Source organism: Clostridium nigeriense, assembly GCF_050585245.1.
GTDB classification, from domain to species: Bacteria; Bacillota; Clostridia; order Clostridiales; family Clostridiaceae; genus Clostridium; species Clostridium nigeriense_A.
The window spans coordinates 159,962-176,822 of sequence record NZ_JBNOOF010000006.1 but is presented as its reverse complement, the minus strand read 5'-3'; the positions used below and the strand labels follow the sequence as shown (position 1 = coordinate 176,822).

General features: G+C 28.5%; 12 protein-coding genes. 10 read left to right on the top strand and 2 right to left on the bottom strand.

The features are described 5' to 3' along the window. Positions 1 to 77 precede the first annotated feature (77 nt). Entirely contained in the window at positions 78 to 1,388 is a 1,311-nt protein-coding gene (locus ACQPUY_RS11235) for an aspartate kinase (protein WP_430841318.1), read from the bottom strand. Positions 1,389 to 1,526: 138 nt separating this feature from the next. Between ACQPUY_RS11235 and ACQPUY_RS11230 the strand changes: the two genes are divergently transcribed. From ACQPUY_RS11230 to ACQPUY_RS11210, 5 genes are all read left to right on the top strand, one after another. After that, positions 1,527 to 2,438: a M15 family metallopeptidase gene (locus ACQPUY_RS11230; RefSeq protein WP_430841317.1), complete on the top strand. Its 912-nt coding sequence runs from the start codon at positions 1,527 to 1,529 to the stop codon at positions 2,436 to 2,438. Between the two features lie 207 nt (positions 2,439 to 2,645). Further along, positions 2,646 to 4,766, top strand: coding sequence for an anaerobic ribonucleoside-triphosphate reductase (nrdD, locus tag ACQPUY_RS11225; RefSeq protein WP_430841316.1), 2,121 nt, complete (start codon positions 2,646 to 2,648; stop codon positions 4,764 to 4,766). Positions 4,767 to 4,777: 11 nt separating this feature from the next. After that, complete coding sequence (gene nrdG / locus ACQPUY_RS11220; RefSeq protein ID WP_430841315.1) at positions 4,778 to 5,278, top strand: anaerobic ribonucleoside-triphosphate reductase activating protein; 501 nt, start codon at positions 4,778 to 4,780, stop codon at positions 5,276 to 5,278. 100 nt (positions 5,279 to 5,378) lie between these two features. Next, entirely contained in the window at positions 5,379 to 5,513 is a 135-nt protein-coding gene (locus ACQPUY_RS11215) for a hypothetical protein (protein ID WP_430841314.1), read from the top strand. A gap of 308 nt (positions 5,514 to 5,821) precedes the next feature. Then, the gene (locus ACQPUY_RS11210; RefSeq protein ID WP_430841313.1) at positions 5,822 to 11,671 is read left to right on the top strand and encodes a 5'-nucleotidase C-terminal domain-containing protein; all 5,850 of its coding nucleotides are present in this window, start codon (positions 5,822 to 5,824) and stop codon (positions 11,669 to 11,671) included. A 123-nt stretch (positions 11,672 to 11,794) separates the two neighbouring features. Here ACQPUY_RS11210 and ytaF read toward each other — a convergent pair whose 3' ends face one another. After that, positions 11,795 to 12,418, bottom strand: a complete 624-nt coding sequence (gene ytaF / locus ACQPUY_RS11205) for a sporulation membrane protein YtaF (RefSeq protein WP_430841312.1) — start codon at positions 12,416 to 12,418, stop codon at positions 11,795 to 11,797. Between the two features lie 158 nt (positions 12,419 to 12,576). Here ytaF and ACQPUY_RS11200 point away from each other — a divergent pair, with 158 nt between their 5' ends. From ACQPUY_RS11200 to ACQPUY_RS11180, 5 genes are all read left to right on the top strand, one after another. Then, positions 12,577 to 12,846 (top strand): DUF1292 domain-containing protein, encoded by a 270-nt coding sequence (locus ACQPUY_RS11200; RefSeq protein ID WP_430841311.1) that lies wholly within the window; start codon positions 12,577 to 12,579, stop codon positions 12,844 to 12,846. 12 nt (positions 12,847 to 12,858) lie between these two features. Next, positions 12,859 to 13,257 carry a hypothetical protein gene (locus tag ACQPUY_RS11195; RefSeq protein ID WP_430841310.1) on the top strand — a complete coding sequence of 133 codons (399 nt, stop codon included), beginning with the start codon at positions 12,859 to 12,861 and terminating at the stop codon, positions 13,255 to 13,257. Positions 13,258 to 14,163: 906 nt separating this feature from the next. Then, on the top strand, positions 14,164 to 14,355 hold the full coding sequence (locus tag ACQPUY_RS11190; protein ID WP_430841309.1) for a DUF896 domain-containing protein: 192 nt from the start codon (positions 14,164 to 14,166) through the stop codon (positions 14,353 to 14,355). A gap of 12 nt (positions 14,356 to 14,367) precedes the next feature. Then, positions 14,368 to 15,276 carry an HPr(Ser) kinase/phosphatase gene (hprK, locus tag ACQPUY_RS11185; protein WP_430841308.1) on the top strand — a complete coding sequence of 303 codons (909 nt, stop codon included), beginning with the start codon at positions 14,368 to 14,370 and terminating at the stop codon, positions 15,274 to 15,276. A gap of 58 nt (positions 15,277 to 15,334) precedes the next feature. Beyond that, positions 15,335 to 16,732 (top strand): aminopeptidase, encoded by a 1,398-nt coding sequence (locus tag ACQPUY_RS11180; RefSeq protein WP_430841307.1) that lies wholly within the window; start codon positions 15,335 to 15,337, stop codon positions 16,730 to 16,732. Positions 16,733 to 16,861 lie beyond the last annotated feature (129 nt).

The following is a 16,861-nucleotide window of genomic DNA, read 5'->3' as shown; positions in this document are numbered from 1 at the left end:
CGATTTTTTTAGTAATTTGGAAGAAATTACATCAATAATTATTTGCTTTTAATTCGGTTGCCTTTGTAATGGCAGGATTAAACAAAGGCATTATATATTGAATTTATTCCTTTTTCAAAATCATCATTTTCAATACCAATTAGAATATTTATTTCACTAGAACCTTGATCTATCATTCTAATATTAATATCTGCTTCGCTTAATGAATTAAAAACTTTAGCAGCAATACCTTTATTAGAAGACATACCATTACCTACAGTAGCAATAAGAGCCATGTTAGGATGTACAACAATAGAATCAGGATTACATGTCCTCTTTATCTCTTCTACTAGAATTTCAATTTTATTTTTTAGTTGAGCATCAGAAATAACTACACAAACTGTATCTATACCAGAAGGCATGTTTTCAAAGGAAATACAGTTTTGCTCTAATATAGATAATACTTTTCTACAGAAACCAAGTTCTGAGTTCATCATAGCTTTTTCTATGGAAATAACAGTGAAATCTTTTTTTCCTGCAATTCCTTTAATAGGATTCTTGAAATCAGGTTCCATATCTTTAACAATTAAAGTTCCTGGATCCAGTGGCATATTAGTATTTTTAATATTAATAGGTATTCCTGCATTTCTCACTGGAAAAACAGATTCTTCATGTAAAACAGAAGCACCCATATAGGAAAGTTCTCTTAACTCTCTATAAGTAATTTTTCTGATTTGCATGGGATTTTCAACTATTCTGGGATCAGCCATTAGAAATCCAGAAACATCTGTCCAGTTTTCATATAGGTCAGCATTGATACTAGCTGAAACTAATGCTCCAGTAATATCAGATCCACCTCTAGAGAAAGTAATTATATTACCAGTAGGATCAGAACCATAAAATCCAGGAATAACAGCTTTTTTACCATCAATAAGAACTTTCTTTAGTGCTGAATATGTAGCATCAGTATCTATGCAACCATATTTATTAAATAAAATAACCTCTTTAGCATCTATAAACTCAAAATCAAGATAATCTGCAAGAATAATACCATTCAGATATTCGCCCCTACTTGCAGCATAGTCTTTAGATGCACCATTCTCTAAGTCTGATTTTATCTTATTTAAATAAGAATCAATATTTAAAGAAAGGTTAAGTTCTAATACTATATCCTTATATCTATTAGCTATTAGATTAAACACATCATCTAATGGAATACTAGATTCTATATGTGCTTGGCAAAGATATAAAAGGTCTGTGATTTTAAAATCCTTAGGATTTCTCTTTCCCGGTGCTGAAGGAACAACTATTTTTCTGCCATCATTGGCTAAAATAATTTCCTTTACCTTTCTAAATTGACTAGCATCAGCTAAAGAACTCCCCCCAAATTTTGTTACAATCATATTCAATTTTAAGCCCCCTTAAAAAATATATTTACTATATATTAGCAATAATTTTAAAAAATCTCAAATATAAATTTAAAATTATTTGAGTAGGATAAATTTTTTTAGGAATAATAAAATATAAATTTATATGTAGGTGATAATATGAGATATAAAGGATTTGTTATATTTACATTGTTTTTATTTAATATAATAACTATTAAACCTAAGGCTATAGATGAAAAAGATTCCTTATACATAGATAATTGTAAAAGGGATTTATTAGTTTTGATGATGGCTTATAGTGATGAGATAAGAGATATAGAGGTATCTGAAGATAACTACATATATCTGGTATTAAATAATAACAAAAAGATAATATATGATGATAAAAAAGAAAAAAACAAAAATGCAAAAATATTGGATGCAGATATTCAAGATACATTAGAAGATATATATCCTTTAGATAGTATAAACTCTGTATTAGAAGGAATGGATCCAGGGAGAGGAAGGTCATATACATTCCTTAATAGTATTTATGGAGGTAATCAAAATGAAATAGAGAAAAATCTAGACTTTTTCTCAACATATTGTGGAAATATAATGTTTAATAAAAAAGCTAAAGCAGGTGAAGCCTTAAAAAACGCTTTAAATGAAGCAAAAGAATTAGCAGATAAGGATAATAGAGTTAATAATTATATTTTCCCTATAAGTGGCAGTTATAATTATAGAGTTATTCAAGATACAGGAAGACTAAGCCCTCATGCTTATGGAATAGCCATTGATTTAAATAGGAATGATTCAGATTATTGGAAGTGGGTGGATAAATCTAAGGGAAGTAAAAGAATAGAGGAATATCCTAAGGAGTTAGTAAAAGTATTTGAGAATAATGGATTTATATGGGGAGGAAAGTGGGAGCATTTTGATATTTTACATTTTGAATATAGACCTGAAATTATACTAAAAAGTAAATTTTTTGGTGATACATCAAAGTCTAACAACAAGAAGTGGTATGAAGGTGCACCTTTAAATGATGAAATAGAAAATATAATAAATATTATAAATAGTAAACTATAATTTATTATAAAAAAGTAATTTTAAAAATTAGATATAGCTATAAAACAAAAGTAAATTAAGATAAGTGTAAATTCATAAAGATTCTTCAAGAAAATCACAGGTTGAAAAAATGCAAATAAAAAATTTTTGTTGTATAATTTAGAAATGCAATTATGAAGATGTATTATAATTCAATTTTAAAATTTATTAAGGGGAGTGGATAAGTTAATGAAGGTTATAAAGAGAGATGGAAGTATTGTGGATTTTGATAAGGGAAAAATAAGATCAGCTATTACAAAAGCTATGAAAAATGGAAGTGGAATTTATTTAGGTGACATTGCAAAACTTATAGCCAATGATGCTGAAAAATATTTTAGTAAAGAAGGAGAAACTCCGACAATACATAAAATTGAATCATATGTTTATGATAGATTAGTTCATTATGGGCAAGCAGTTACTGCAAAATCGTATGAAGGATATAGAGCAGTACAAGAATTTAAAAGAAATACGAATACCACAGATAAAAGTATTTTAAGTCTTTTAAATAAAACTAATGAAGATGTAATTAAGGAGAATTCAAATAAAAATTCTGCTATAGCTGCAACTCAAAGAGATTTAATAGCTGGTGAAGTATCTAAAGATATATCTAGAAGAAGATTAATCCCAGCACATATAGTTCAAGCTCATGACGAGGGAATAATTCACTGGCATGATATGGATTATACACTTTCCCCAATTTTTAATTGTTGTTTGATTAACCTTGAAGATATGCTTGAAAATGGAACTGTTATTAATGATAAATTAGTAGAATCCCCAAAATCATTTGGAACAGCTTGTACGGTTACAACGCAAATAATAGCTCAGGTTTCAAGTAATCAATATGGTGGACAAAGTATAACTGTAAAACATTTAGCAAAATATTTAAAAATTACAGAAGAAAAGGCATGCAGGCATTATTTAGAGCTTTTAGGAGATGAAAATTTAGCAAAAAAACTTGCTTATGATATAAAGATGAAAGAGCTTAAAGATGGTGTTCAAACTATTAGATACCAATTATCTACTTTACAAACAACTAATGGCCAATCCCCCTTCTCAACTATTTATTTAGAGATAGAAGAAGGTCATCCTTATGAAGAGGAAATGGCTTTAATTTGTGAAGAAATGATAAAACAAAGATTAGAGGGAATGAAGAACTATAAAGGACAAGAAATTGGAGAAGCCTTTCCGAAGCTTGTATATTTATTAGATGAGCATAACTGTTTAGAAGGTGGAAAATACGATTATATAACTAAGTTAGCAGCAAAATGTACTGCAAGAAGATTAGTTCCTGATTACCAATCAGCAAAGATAATGAAACAAAACTATGAAGGAAATGCATTTCCACCAATGGGATGTAGATCTCATTTATCACCATGGAAAGATGGAAATGAAAATTATAAATGGTACGGCAGATTCAATCAAGGAGTAGTAAGCTTAAATTTACCACAAATAGCTATTATAGCAGATGGTGATATGGAGCTATTCTGGGATATGTTAAATCAAAGATTAGAGTTATGTAAGGAAGCATTATTAACTAGACATAATATGCTTTTAGGAACTTATTCAGACGTTTCACCTATACATTGGCAACATGGTGCTATTGCTAGGTTAGAGAAGGGTGAAAAGATTGATAAGTTATTAAAGGATGGTTATTCAACTTTATCATTAGGATATGTTGGTATTCATGAAATGGTTCAAGCAATGATTGGCGAATCTCATACTAGCGAAAATGGTGAAAAGTTTGCTTTAGAAGTTATGAATCACATGAATGATAAATGTCAAGAATGGAAAGAACAAACAGGATTAGGATTTAGCTTATATGGTACACCTGCAGAAAATTTAATATATAGATTCTGTAAACTAGATAAAGCAAGATTTGGAATAATACCAAATGTAACTGATAAATTATATTATACTAATTCTTATCATGTTCATGTTTGTGAAGAAATAGATGCCTTTAGTAAATTAAAATTTGAATCTCAATTCCATGGTATTAGTTTAGGTGGATGTATATCTTATGTAGAAGTACCTGATATGAGTAAGAATCTAGATGCTGTTGAACAAATAATTAATTTTATATATCATAATATTCAATATGCAGAAATTAATACAAAACCAGATATATGTTATAAATGCGGATATACCGGAGAAATTAAACTTGATGATGATTTAACTTGGTATTGTCCATCTTGTGGAAATAGAGATGAATCAGAAATGCAAGTTATGAGAAGAACTTGTGGATATATAGGTACGAATTTTTGGAATAAAGGTAGAACTGCAGAAATAGGAGATAGAGTATTACATTTATAAGGATGGTTTAAATGAATTACGCAAAAATTAGAAAATTTGATGTAAGTAATGGACCAGGAGTTAGAACAACCTTATTTGTTAGTGGATGCATTAATAATTGTGAAGGATGCTTTAATAAAGATTTACAAGACTTTAATTATGGTGAAATATGGACTGAAGAAATAGAAAATGATTTTATAAAACAGGTAAAGAGTCCTAATATAGTTGGAGTTAATATCTTAGGTGGAGAACCTATGGACCAAATTAAAGATAAGGTATTATATAATTTATTAAAAAGAATAAAAGATGAAACTAATAAAAGTATATGGATATGGTCAGGATATCTTTATGAAGATATCATAGCTAATAAAGAAAGAAATAATATTCTATCTTATGCAGATGTTTTAATAGATGGAAGATTTGAATTAGATAAAAGAAATATTTCTTTAAAATATAGAGGTTCCAGTAATCAAAGGGTTATCGATATAGCTAAAAGTAAAAAATATAATAAAGTTGTAGAAATTGAAATATAATATTAATAACGGTTGAAACAATTCAATTAATAATGTACAAGTATTTATATAACTGTACATAAATATAAAATAATTGGATTATATATATGATTTTGTAATTTTGTACAAAAAAGTAAAAGATATTGTAGCAAATGATACAGAATATTATAGTAACTGGGCATATAGTTCTACAGATACTAAAATGCAAAACCACCAGCTGAGCTGGTGGTTTTTTATTTTTTCTAAGAAATTATAAAAATTTATTGTTTTAAAATAAATAAAAGTAGAATGATTTGACAAACACTCCTTGTTTTTACATAATTTTCAATATTTAAGTGTTAAAATGAAGTTGATAAGATCAATTAGTTTAAATATTTCTTAATAGTTTTAACAAAAATAAAACCTTAAATTAACATATTTAATAATTATTAACTGAAATATAACTTATAAATCAACTTTTTATTGATAAAATTAGATTATAAAGTATTAAGGAGGTGTAAGTATAGAATTTAATTAATATTTATTATGAGTTATTAATATTTACTAAGCTTAAGGGGGAAAAAAATGAAAAAGCTTTTAAAAAGAAAATTGTTAAGCGGATTTTTAGCATTTGCTATGATGCTAGGATTAATAACAGTTCCTGTTAAGGAAGTTAAAGCTGAAGTAGCTACTTATGTTGTAATAAGTGAAGTATATGGAGGTGGAGGTAATGGTGGTGCAACTTATAAAAATGATTTTATAGAGTTATATAATCCAACAGATACCGATATTAATTTAACAGGATGGAAAGTTCAGTATTCAGCTAAAGCAGGCGGTTTTAGTGATCAAAATAATACTGAAATAAATGGTGTAATTAAGGGAAATGGATACTTCTTAATACAAGAAGCAAAAGGTTCTAATGGTAATGTTGATATACCAACACCTGATGTAATTGGAAATATAGCAATGAGTGGTACTGACTGTAAAGTAAGACTTATTGATAATAATGGTAATGTAATAGATTTGGTTGGAATTGGAACAGCTAACGAAGCAGAAGGTAATAAAACTGCTAAAGGAATGAGTAACAGTAAAAGTGTCCAACGTAAAGATAATGATGGCAAAGATAATGGAATTACTAATGGATGGGATACTAATAATAACGAAGAGGATTTTTATTCTAAGGAGCCAACACCTAGAAATTCAGAATATTCAAGTGAAAGTGTAGAGCTAATTTCTTTAAAGGCTGATGAAAATATTAACTTAGAAGTTGGTGAAGTTAAACTTTTATTAGTTTCATATGATCCGGAAAATACTACTGAAAAAGGTGTGAAGTTTGAAAGCTTAAGTGAAGAAATAGCAACTGTTGATAATGAAGGTAATGTTACTGGGATTAAAGAAGGGGAAACTACAATAAAGGTAACATCAACTGCAAAAGAAAATATATCTGCAGAAATTAAGATAACTGTAGATAAGGCGATAGATAAAAAAGGTCCTGAAATAACTAATATTTATCCAACTTCTGGAGAAAATATAGGAAGTTTAAGGAATCCTGAAATTAAAGCAACTATAACTGATGAATCAGGAGTTAATAAGGATTCTTTAAAATTATATTTAGATGGTAATTTTGTAAGTGCTGAGATTAAAGATGATGTAATTACCTATCAAGTTGATAAAGACTTAGAAGATGGAAAACATAGGATTAAAGTTGAAATTCAAGATATTTTAGGAAATTTAACAGAAAAAGAATGGAGATTTACTGTAGGAGAAGTAACTAAAAATTTATATTTTGGTCAGTTACATTCTCATACTAATTTATCAGACGGAACAGGAACTGTAGATGAAGCATATCAATATGCAGAAAATATTGCAAATGTTGACTTTCTAGCAATAACAGACCATTCAAATTGGTTTGACAATGATACAAAAGCTAATATTTCAGATGGATCTGCTAGTACAAAGTGGAAGACTGGAAGAGATGCAGCAGATAAATATACTAAAAATGGTGAATTCGTTGCAATTTATGGATATGAAATGACTTGGTCTGGATCTACAGGTGGATATGGACACATAAATACTTTTAATACTGAAGGTTTTGAAACTAGAAGTAATAGTAAAATGGATTTACAATCTTACTATAATGTATTAAAAACACAACCTCAATCATTATCACAATTTAATCACCCTGGGAAAACATTTGGTGATTTTAGTGATTTTGCATATTATGATGAAGCTATAGATAATGTAATTAATTTAATTGAAGTAGGAAATGGAGAAGGAGAAATTGGAAGTTCTGGGTATTTCCAATCTTATGAATATTACACTAGAGCACTAGATAAAGGATGGCACTTAGCACCAACTAATAACCAAGATAATCATAAAGGAAAATGGGGAAATGCAAATACAGGGAGAACTGTTATAGAGGCTTCAGAGCTTACAAGGGAATCAATTTATGATGCAATAAGAGAAATGAGAGTTTATGCAACAGAAGATGAAAATCTAAAAATTTCTTATGAAGTAAATGGAAATACCATGGGTTCAATATTACCTGATACTGATAATTTAAATTTTGAAATTAATATTGAAGATATAGATGAAGGAGATAATATAAAGAATATATCTATTATAGGGGATGGCGGAAAAGTCATACAATCTATAGATAATGTTAATTCTAATAATAAGGAATGGAAATTCTCTTTGGATGAATCAACTAGCTCATATTATTATGTAAGAGTAGAACAAGCAGATAAAGATATAGCTGTAACTGCTCCTGTATGGGTTGGAGAAAAAGAAAACTTCGGAATTTCTACAGTTGATAAAGATAGAGAAGTTATCTTATCTGGAGAAACATTTAATATTAATACTAATATTTATAATAATGAAGGAAATTCAGTAAATAACATTAAAGTTGAATATTTCAAAAATGATGAAGAAGAATCTTTTAAATCAAATGTAATTGAATCAATAGAAGCAGGTGGAACATTTACTGCACAGTTACCATATAGTTTTGATAAACCGGGTGATTATTCATTCACAGTGAAGGTATCGGCAACAATAAATGGAGTTTTGAAGGAATTTAAATCTTCAATTACTATAGAGGTACTTGGCGAAAATGAAATATCAAAAGTTGTTATAGATGGATCACATCAAAATCAATATGTTACTGGTGATTATGCAAATAAAATTACTACTTTAACTGCATTAATGGGACAAAATAATATAAAGGCGATAATTAATACTGAAAAATTAAATGATAAAGTATTGGAAGGCGCTTCATTATTGATTTTGTCAGATCCACAGAGTGTAGAAAAGACTGATTACGGACTATCTCCTCAAAAGTATAGTGAAGATGAATTAGATGCTATTGCTAGATTTGCTAAAAATGGAGGCAATATAGTAATCACTTCCAAAGCAGATTATGGTGATGCTAAAGATGATTATGGAAATGCAGCACAAGGTAATGCTGTACTTAATGCAATTGGATCAAAAATTAGGTTTAACGATGATCAAGCTACTGATGATGTTAATAATGGAGGACAGTCATATAGGTTATACTTTAATAATTATAATACTGAAAATTCATGGTTAACTGGAATTGATACTAGCAAAAATTATAGCTTTTATAGTGGTTCTACATTAATAATGCCACAGGATATGTCAAATATAGATGTGTTAGTAAGAGGCCATGAAACTACCTATGGAAATGATGCTGATAAGCAAGGTGATAACGAAGTGGTAGAAAAAGGTGATGTAGCGGCTTTAGCAGTAGAAACTTTAAGTAATGGTGCAAAAGTCTTTGTTTCAGGTGCAACATTCTTCTCAAATTTTGAAATGGATGGATTAGATTATTCCAATTATCAAATAACAGAAAAGCTTCTAAAGGAATTAGCTCCATTACCAGAAGTACCTGTAAGTAAAATTGAAGATGCAAGAATAGATGCAGATAATAATAATATTCCAGATAAATTTGGTGAAACAGTAGTTGTAGAAGGGTATGTAACAGCAGCTTCTAATATCGCAGCACCTGGCAATTCATTCTTTGATGTAATATATATTCAAGATGATACAGCAGGTTTAACAGTTTTTGGGGTTTCGGGTTTAGATATTAAGCTTGGTCAAAAGGTTAGAATTAAAGGAAAGGTTTCATCTTATTTAAATGATGCTCAAATAGCAATAAAGAATGAAAATACAGATGTAAAAATAATAGATGAAAATATAAAATTAAAAGCGCCTATTAAACTTTCAACTAATGATAGTATGTTAGAGGAAAAAGAAGGTCTTTTAGTTAGTGTAGAAGGAAAAGTTACTAGAATAGAAGGACAAAATATTTTTGTGGATGATGGTTCTGGAGAATCAAGAGTATATGTTGAAGGATATGTGAGAAGTAGTGAAAATCCTGGAGTAGATGATGAGTGGAAATCTAGAATTAATGTTGGGGATACTATTTCAGCAATAGGACTTGCATCAGAAGATCCAGAAGGACATAGATTAAGAGTTAGAGATTCAGCAGAAATAGTATTATTAAATGCTAAGGATTTAGAAATTACATTATTCCATACAAATGATAGTCATGGAAGAGTTATAAAAGATAGTAGTATTATTGGTATAGATGTAATATCTGCAATAAAGAAAAATACAGCAAATTCACTTCTTTTAGATGCAGGTGATACACTTCATGGATTACCATTTGCAACATTAAAGAAGGGGGAAGATATTGTTTCTTTAATGAAGTTAGCAGGATATGATGTAATGACACCTGGAAACCATGATTTTAATTATGGATATGAAAGATTATTGGAATTAAGGGATATAGCATCTCAAGGTGATAATGGATTCCCTATAATTTCATCAAATGTAATGAAAGGAAATGAATCTCTACTTAATTCTAATATAATGAAGGAAGTTTCAGGAGTTAAGATTGGTATATTTGGATTATCAACACCAGAAACTGCTTATAAGACTAATCCAAATAATGTTATAGGAATTGATTTCACTGATCCAGTTGAATCTGCAAAAAAACAAGTTGAAGAATTAAAGAAAAAAGGTGCAGATATAATAGTTGCATTAGCTCATATTGGTATAGATGAATCTAGTGAAGTAGTATCTACTATGGTTGCAGAACAAGTTGATGGAATAGATGTAATAATAGATGGACATAGTCATAGTGAATTATCAGAAGGAATTACTACTGAAAATGGAACTTTAATTGCAAGTACTGGTGAGTATGAAAATAATCTAGGAAAAGTAGTACTTACTATTGACAAGGACTCAAATAAGATAGTTAATAAAGTAGCTAGTTTAATTTCAAAATCTGAAACTACTGAAATTCAAGCTGATGAGACAGTAACAAATAAAATTACAGAAATCAACAATGAACAAAATGAGTTTTTATCTAAGGTTGTTGGTAATTCTAAAGTTCATTTAGAGGGAGCCAGGGAATTTTCAAGAACTCAGGAAACAAACCTTGGAAATTTAATAACTGATGCTATGTTAAATGAAACAGGAGCAGAAATTGCTATTACTAATGGTGGAGGAATTCGTGACAGTATAGATGAAGGAGAAATTACAAAAGGTGAAATTGTAAAAGTTCTACCATTTGGAAACTATATAGTAACAAAAGCTTTAACAGGAGCACAAATTAAAGAAGTTTTAGAACATGGAGTTAAGGCTTATCCATCAACTGCAGGACACTTCCCTCAGGTTGCCGGAATAAACTTTGTATTTGATGAAACAAAGGAAGCTGGAAGTAGGATAGTTGGGATTACTGTAAATGGAAAGCCTATAGAAATGGATAAAGTATATGTAGTTGCAACTAATGATTTTATGGCAGCAGGTGGAGATGAATATCCTCATTTTGATAATGTTCCTACAATAAATGAATATAAGTCATTAGAAGAAGCTTTAGAAACTTATATTAATAAATTAGGAGATGTAGATTATTCTATTCAAGGAAGAATTAAAGTAGGTAAGAATACAGCACCAACTATAGTTGCTAATGATGTGATTATAAATGTTGGCGATGAATTTGATCCATTAAAAGATGTAACAGCAATTGATAATGAAGATGGAGATATAACTAGTTGGATTAAACTTGTTGAAAATACTGTTGATTTAGAGAAAGCTGGAGAGTATAAACTTGTTTATGAAGTAGCAGATAGTCAAAATGAAGTAACTATATTAGAAGTAAAAGTTACTGTAAAAGAATCTCAAGAAGTTGAAAATCCAGATGATAATAATCCTGGTGAAATCAAACCAGATACTTCAAATCCAAATGATGATAAATCAGAAGAATATAAGCAGGAATCAGGGAATAATGATAAATTACCTGCAACAGGAGGAAATAATCCAATTTATTTATTCCTAATATCTATGCTAATAATAGGAACTGGTACAAATTTAGCTGTAAAGAGAAAAAATAAAAAAGTAATAAATAAATAATAAAAAGGTGGAGGGATTTTTATAATTATAAGATATCTTCCACCTTTTTATTATTTTAAAAATTATCATAAAGTCAAATTTGTAGATAAATTTAACATGTAATAGAATATAATTAATTATTTACTAAAATACTCTTAAGAAAGCTAAAATGATTAGCATTAATCCTGATAACCATGAAAGGTTTAAATTTGTACTTTCAACAAATTTTCTTCCAATATATGAACCTAGCAAAATAAGCGTTAAACCTATAAAAATTGAAAAAATAAATACTTGAATATAGTTAATTGTTAAGAGACTGCTACCAAAACCTACAGCTAAACTATCTAAGGATAAGGCAAAAGCTAAGTACATTGCTTCTTTTGAAGTTAATATATTAGATTTGTCAAAGTCAGCCTTAATTTCATCAGCATAGACTTGTAGTACAAAATTAAAATCAAATAATTTAAATTTAAAAGGAGATAATTTTTTTGATTTTTTATTAATATAAGATTTTAATAAGCCCTCAAATAATCTATATATTCCTAACAAAAATAATATAATAAAGCTAACAATTTTTGCTATGTTCAATGAAATGTAGCTTTGAAGCAGGCTTCCAACTATCAAAGAAATTCCAAGCATGGTAGATGAAATTATGTCTACTATTAATGCGGAACTAAAGGGTATTTTGATTTTACTTGTTCCATATGAAATACTTGCTAGGAATGAATCGATAGATACAGATAAAACTAATAATAATGTTTCTAGCATAAATAATCCTCTGAAAATACATTGATAATTTATAATATTGAAATAAAAACATAAAGTTACATTAAATAATTTTATATATTAAAAAATAGTTAAAGTACTAGAAAAAAATATGTTTTATATATAAAATATAATGGACAATTAACATGAAGGAGAATAATATGGATAAAAAGGATTTAAATATAAGTGAAGAAGAAAAGGTAATAATGAGCTTTTTAGATGAAAATGGAGAAAAAGTTGATTTTGAAGCAGTAGCAAAGGTCTACTTAAAAGAAGTAGAATATTTACTTTTAGCACCAGTAGATGAAGAAAGTGAAGATGTATACGTATTTAGAGTGGATGAAGTTGATGGAAAAGAAGAACTAAATTTAGTTGAAGATGATAAAGAATTCCTTGCTGTAAAAAAGGAATATAAAAAACTATTATATTAATTGGAGGTCATTATGGAGAGTAACAAAATAATAGAAATACTAGAAGAAAATAATTTAACTGAAATTGAAGAATTAAAAAATGAAGATGGAGTTTGTCTTGTTAAGTTTTTCTTAGATTTTGATGAAGATGTATTAAGTGCTGCAAGAAGCTATTCAAATGAAGAAAGTGATTATGAAGAGGAAAGTAATGAGTGGTATAAGGAATACTTTATTCCATACCTTTATGATTATGGCAATGATGAAGTTGTTGATATAATTGAAGAAATAGTTGAGGAATTAGATATTGCTGGAGAAGTTATGGCTTTTCAAATGAATTCAACTAGTTATGAATTTATGCAGTTTATGGCTTTATTTACTGATGAAGATCAAGATTTAACTATAGAAGACGTAGCTAAAGAATATATTTGTTAAATATTTACTTTATATAAAAAATATTCTATTGCATTACTATAAAACTATGATATAATAAAATCATAATAAATCCTGAGATGTGCGCTTAGCTTATAATATTCAACCTACATAGAATATACGGGATTTGCAACAGCTAAAAGTATGTCGGGCTCCAGTAATTCACATTAATGTGGCAGGAGAGGACAGATGATTTAGTGAGCTTAACCCACCTGCGAGGAGCAGGTATGAATATATAGGTGACCGGCATGTTGGGAATATAATTGTATTTAATACCTCAAAAATGAGGTATTTTTTATTTGAAAAAATAATAACAAAAGTTTTTAAATTTATCTTTAAAAACTTTTTGCTATTAATGCTCCTAATATTTATATATTTAATTTTAAAAGTAATTATTAAGATAGAAATCATACATAATAAGACTTTAGTAAAGTAATTAAGCAACGTTTTTTAATGGGTTGGTATGTAAGTTCTTTCTTATATACCTATTATATATATTCTTTTGATATTTGCTAATTAACTTGTCCAAGTCTTGAGAAATATATATAATTATTCTATTACTAGGAGAAAGGTATCTTAATAAAAAATTAAGTAGGGCCTTTTTAAACAATATTTTCTTTCTGCATTTCTTTATCATATCAAACACCACCATCTATTTACAAAATATTTGTTCTTGTAACAATATTATACCAAAAAGTGTAAATATGTAAAATAAAACTATAAAACAAAAAACTACAAAATATAGTAAATTTTTACTTAAGAAAATTGTATTTTGTTAAAATAAGAAAAAAGTCTGGTTTTAAGAGATTGTGTAAATAATTACAAATGTCGAAATTATATAAGTTGATATTAAATAAAAATGAAGGTAAAATATAAAGAAAGAGTGATTTAAGAAAGGATGAACTAAAGATGGATTATGAAAATATGAAAATCGATGATGTTATTAAGAGGATTAATGAACTTTACAAAAAAAGTAAAGAAGAAGGTCTAAATGAAAGTGAAAAGGAAGAACAACAAAAATTAAGAAGAAGATATATTGATAGTGTAAAAAATAATTTTAGAGCTCAATTAGAGACGGTAGAACTTAAAAAAAGAAATTAAAGGGTGATAATTTTGTCAGTTACAGTTGAAAAATTAATTAAAGATTTTGATTTAGAAGTCTTATCAGAGGGTGAAAAAGACATAGAGGTTGCAGTTAATGATATAAATAGACCAGGGTTACAATTAGCGGGATTTTACAATTATTTTGCACCTGAAAGAATCCAAGTTATAGGAAAAGCTGAATGGAGTTTTTTAGAAACTATGGGAATCGAGCTTAGAAAAAAAAGAATAGATAAATATTTCAGCTTTAACTTAAAGTGCTTAATTATAACTAGAGATTTAGAACCACAAGAAGAGTTATTGAAGGCTGCATTAAAAAATAAAGTTTGGCTACTTAGAACTAATTTTGTAACAACTAAGTTTATGAGTAAATTAACTATATATCTTGCTGGACAGCTAGCTCCAGAAACTAGACTTCATGGAGTCTTAGTAGATGTATCTGGAATTGGTATATTAATAACCGGAGAAAGTGGAATTGGGAAAAGTGAAACAGCTCTTGAACTTATAAAAAGGGGTCATAGATTAGTAACTGATGATGCTGTAGATATAAGAGAAGTAGATGGTGAACTTATAGGAAAATCTCCAAGAATTACAATTGGAATGTTAGAAGTAAGAGGTATAGGAATTATAGATGTTGCATCCCTTTATGGATTAAGCTCAGTGCTTCCTGAAAAAGACATACAACTTATTATGCATTTTGAACATTGGAAGGATGACGGAGATTATGATAGATTAGGATTAAATGATGAACGTCAAGATATACTAGGTGTTAAAGTTAAAAAGTTAAGAATTCCAGTAAGACCAGGTAGAAATATTGCAGTAATTATAGAAGCTGCTGCTGTTAATTATAGACATTCTCTTATGTCTGAAGTAACTCCAGTAGATATAATTGAAAGTAGAATGGATAAGATAATAGAATAAAACAAAATATAAATATATAAATATATAAATATATAAAATATAAAATATGGAGGATAATATGGGTAAGAATAAAGAAAAGAAAAGTCCTTGGTTAACTTATCAAGGAGAAAAAAGAGATGAGTTATTTGAGTTTTGTAAGGGATATATAGATTATATGTCCCTATGTAAAACAGAAAGAGAATGTGTGTTAACTAGTATAGACATGGCAACAGCTCTTGGTTTTAGAGATTTAGAAGAGGTTATAGAAAATAAAGAAAGCTTAAAGCAAGGTGATAAGGTTTATTTAAACAATAAGGATAAGTCTTTAGCTTTATTTATAATTGGTGAAGAGCCAATGGAAAAGGGACTAAGAATTATAGGTTCACATGTTGACTCACCAAGATTGGATTTAAAACAAAATCCATTATATGAAGATACAGATTTAGCGATGATGGAAACTCACTACTATGGTGGAGTTAAAAAATACCAATGGGTTACACTTCCATTAGCTTTACATGGAGTTGTAGTTAAGAAAGATGGAACTAAGATAGATGTAGTAATTGGAGAAGAGGACACAGATCCAGTAGTAGGAATTTCAGATTTATTAATACATTTATCACAAGATCAGCTTCAAAAGAAGGCTAATGTAGTAATTGAAGGTGAAGATTTAAATATATTAGTTGGAAGTATTCCATTAGAAGGTGAAGAAAAGGATGCTGTTAAAGCTAATATTCTAAACATATTAAAAGAAAAATATGACTTTGAAGAAGAAGACTTTATTTCTGCTGAAATCGAAGTTGTACCAGCTGGAAGAGCTAGAGAATATGGGTTAGATAGAAGTATGGTAATGGCTTATGGTCAAGATGATAGAGTATGCGCTTATACATCTTTAATGGCAATGCTAGATGTAGATAAAACTAAGTATACTAGTGTAGTATTATTAGTTGATAAAGAAGAAGTTGGTAGCAATGGTGCTACAGGAATGCACTCAAGATTCTTTGAAAATGCAGTTGCAGAAGTTATGGATAGACTTGGAGAGTACTCAAGTTTAGGATTAAGAAGAGCTTTATCAAATTCTAAGATGCTATCTTCAGATGTATCAGCAGCATTTGATCCTAATTATCCATCTGTAATGGAAAGAAAAAATTCTGCTTACTTTGGAAAAGGGCTAGTATTTAATAAATATACTGGAGCTAGAGGTAAGTCAGGTTGTAATGATGCAAATCCAGAATATATTGCATGGCTTAGAAATGTAATGGATAAAAATGATGTTATATATCAAACTGCTGAACTTGGAAAAGTAGATCAAGGCGGTGGTGGAACTATAGCTTATATATTAGCAGAATATAATATGGAAGTTATAGATTGTGGAGTAGCATTACAAAACATGCATGCACCTTGGGAAATAGCAAGTAAATTAGATATTTATGAAGCTATGAAGGGGTATAAAGCCTTTTTATTAGAAGATGAAGAATAGATAAATTCTTATAATTGTAATTTTAGTTTTTTAAGTATTACTGGAAATTTTATTTCCAGTAATACTTTTTTAACGTATAGAAAATTATAAAAATATTATAATCTGAATAAAATTTTATAATTTTCTTAT

Bases quoted from the DNA above. Each gene is read 5' to 3' on its own strand.
- ACQPUY_RS11230 (WP_430841317.1), top strand. From the start codon at position 1,527: ATGAGATATAAAGGATTTGTTATATTTACATTGTTTTTATTTAATATA.
- nrdD (WP_430841316.1), top strand. From the start codon at position 2,646: ATGAAGGTTATAAAGAGAGATGGAAGTATTGTGGATTTTGATAAGGGA.
- nrdG (WP_430841315.1), top strand. From the start codon at position 4,778: ATGAATTACGCAAAAATTAGAAAATTTGATGTAAGTAATGGACCAGGA.
- ACQPUY_RS11210 (WP_430841313.1), top strand. From the start codon at position 5,822: ATGAAAAAGCTTTTAAAAAGAAAATTGTTAAGCGGATTTTTAGCATTT.
- ytaF (WP_430841312.1), bottom strand. From the start codon at position 12,418: ATGCTAGAAACATTATTATTAGTTTTATCTGTATCTATCGATTCATTC.
- ACQPUY_RS11200 (WP_430841311.1), top strand. From the start codon at position 12,577: ATGGATAAAAAGGATTTAAATATAAGTGAAGAAGAAAAGGTAATAATG.
- ACQPUY_RS11195 (WP_430841310.1), top strand. From the start codon at position 12,859: ATGGAGAGTAACAAAATAATAGAAATACTAGAAGAAAATAATTTAACT.
- ACQPUY_RS11190 (WP_430841309.1), top strand. From the start codon at position 14,164: ATGGATTATGAAAATATGAAAATCGATGATGTTATTAAGAGGATTAAT.
- ACQPUY_RS11180 (WP_430841307.1), top strand. From the start codon at position 15,335: ATGGGTAAGAATAAAGAAAAGAAAAGTCCTTGGTTAACTTATCAAGGA.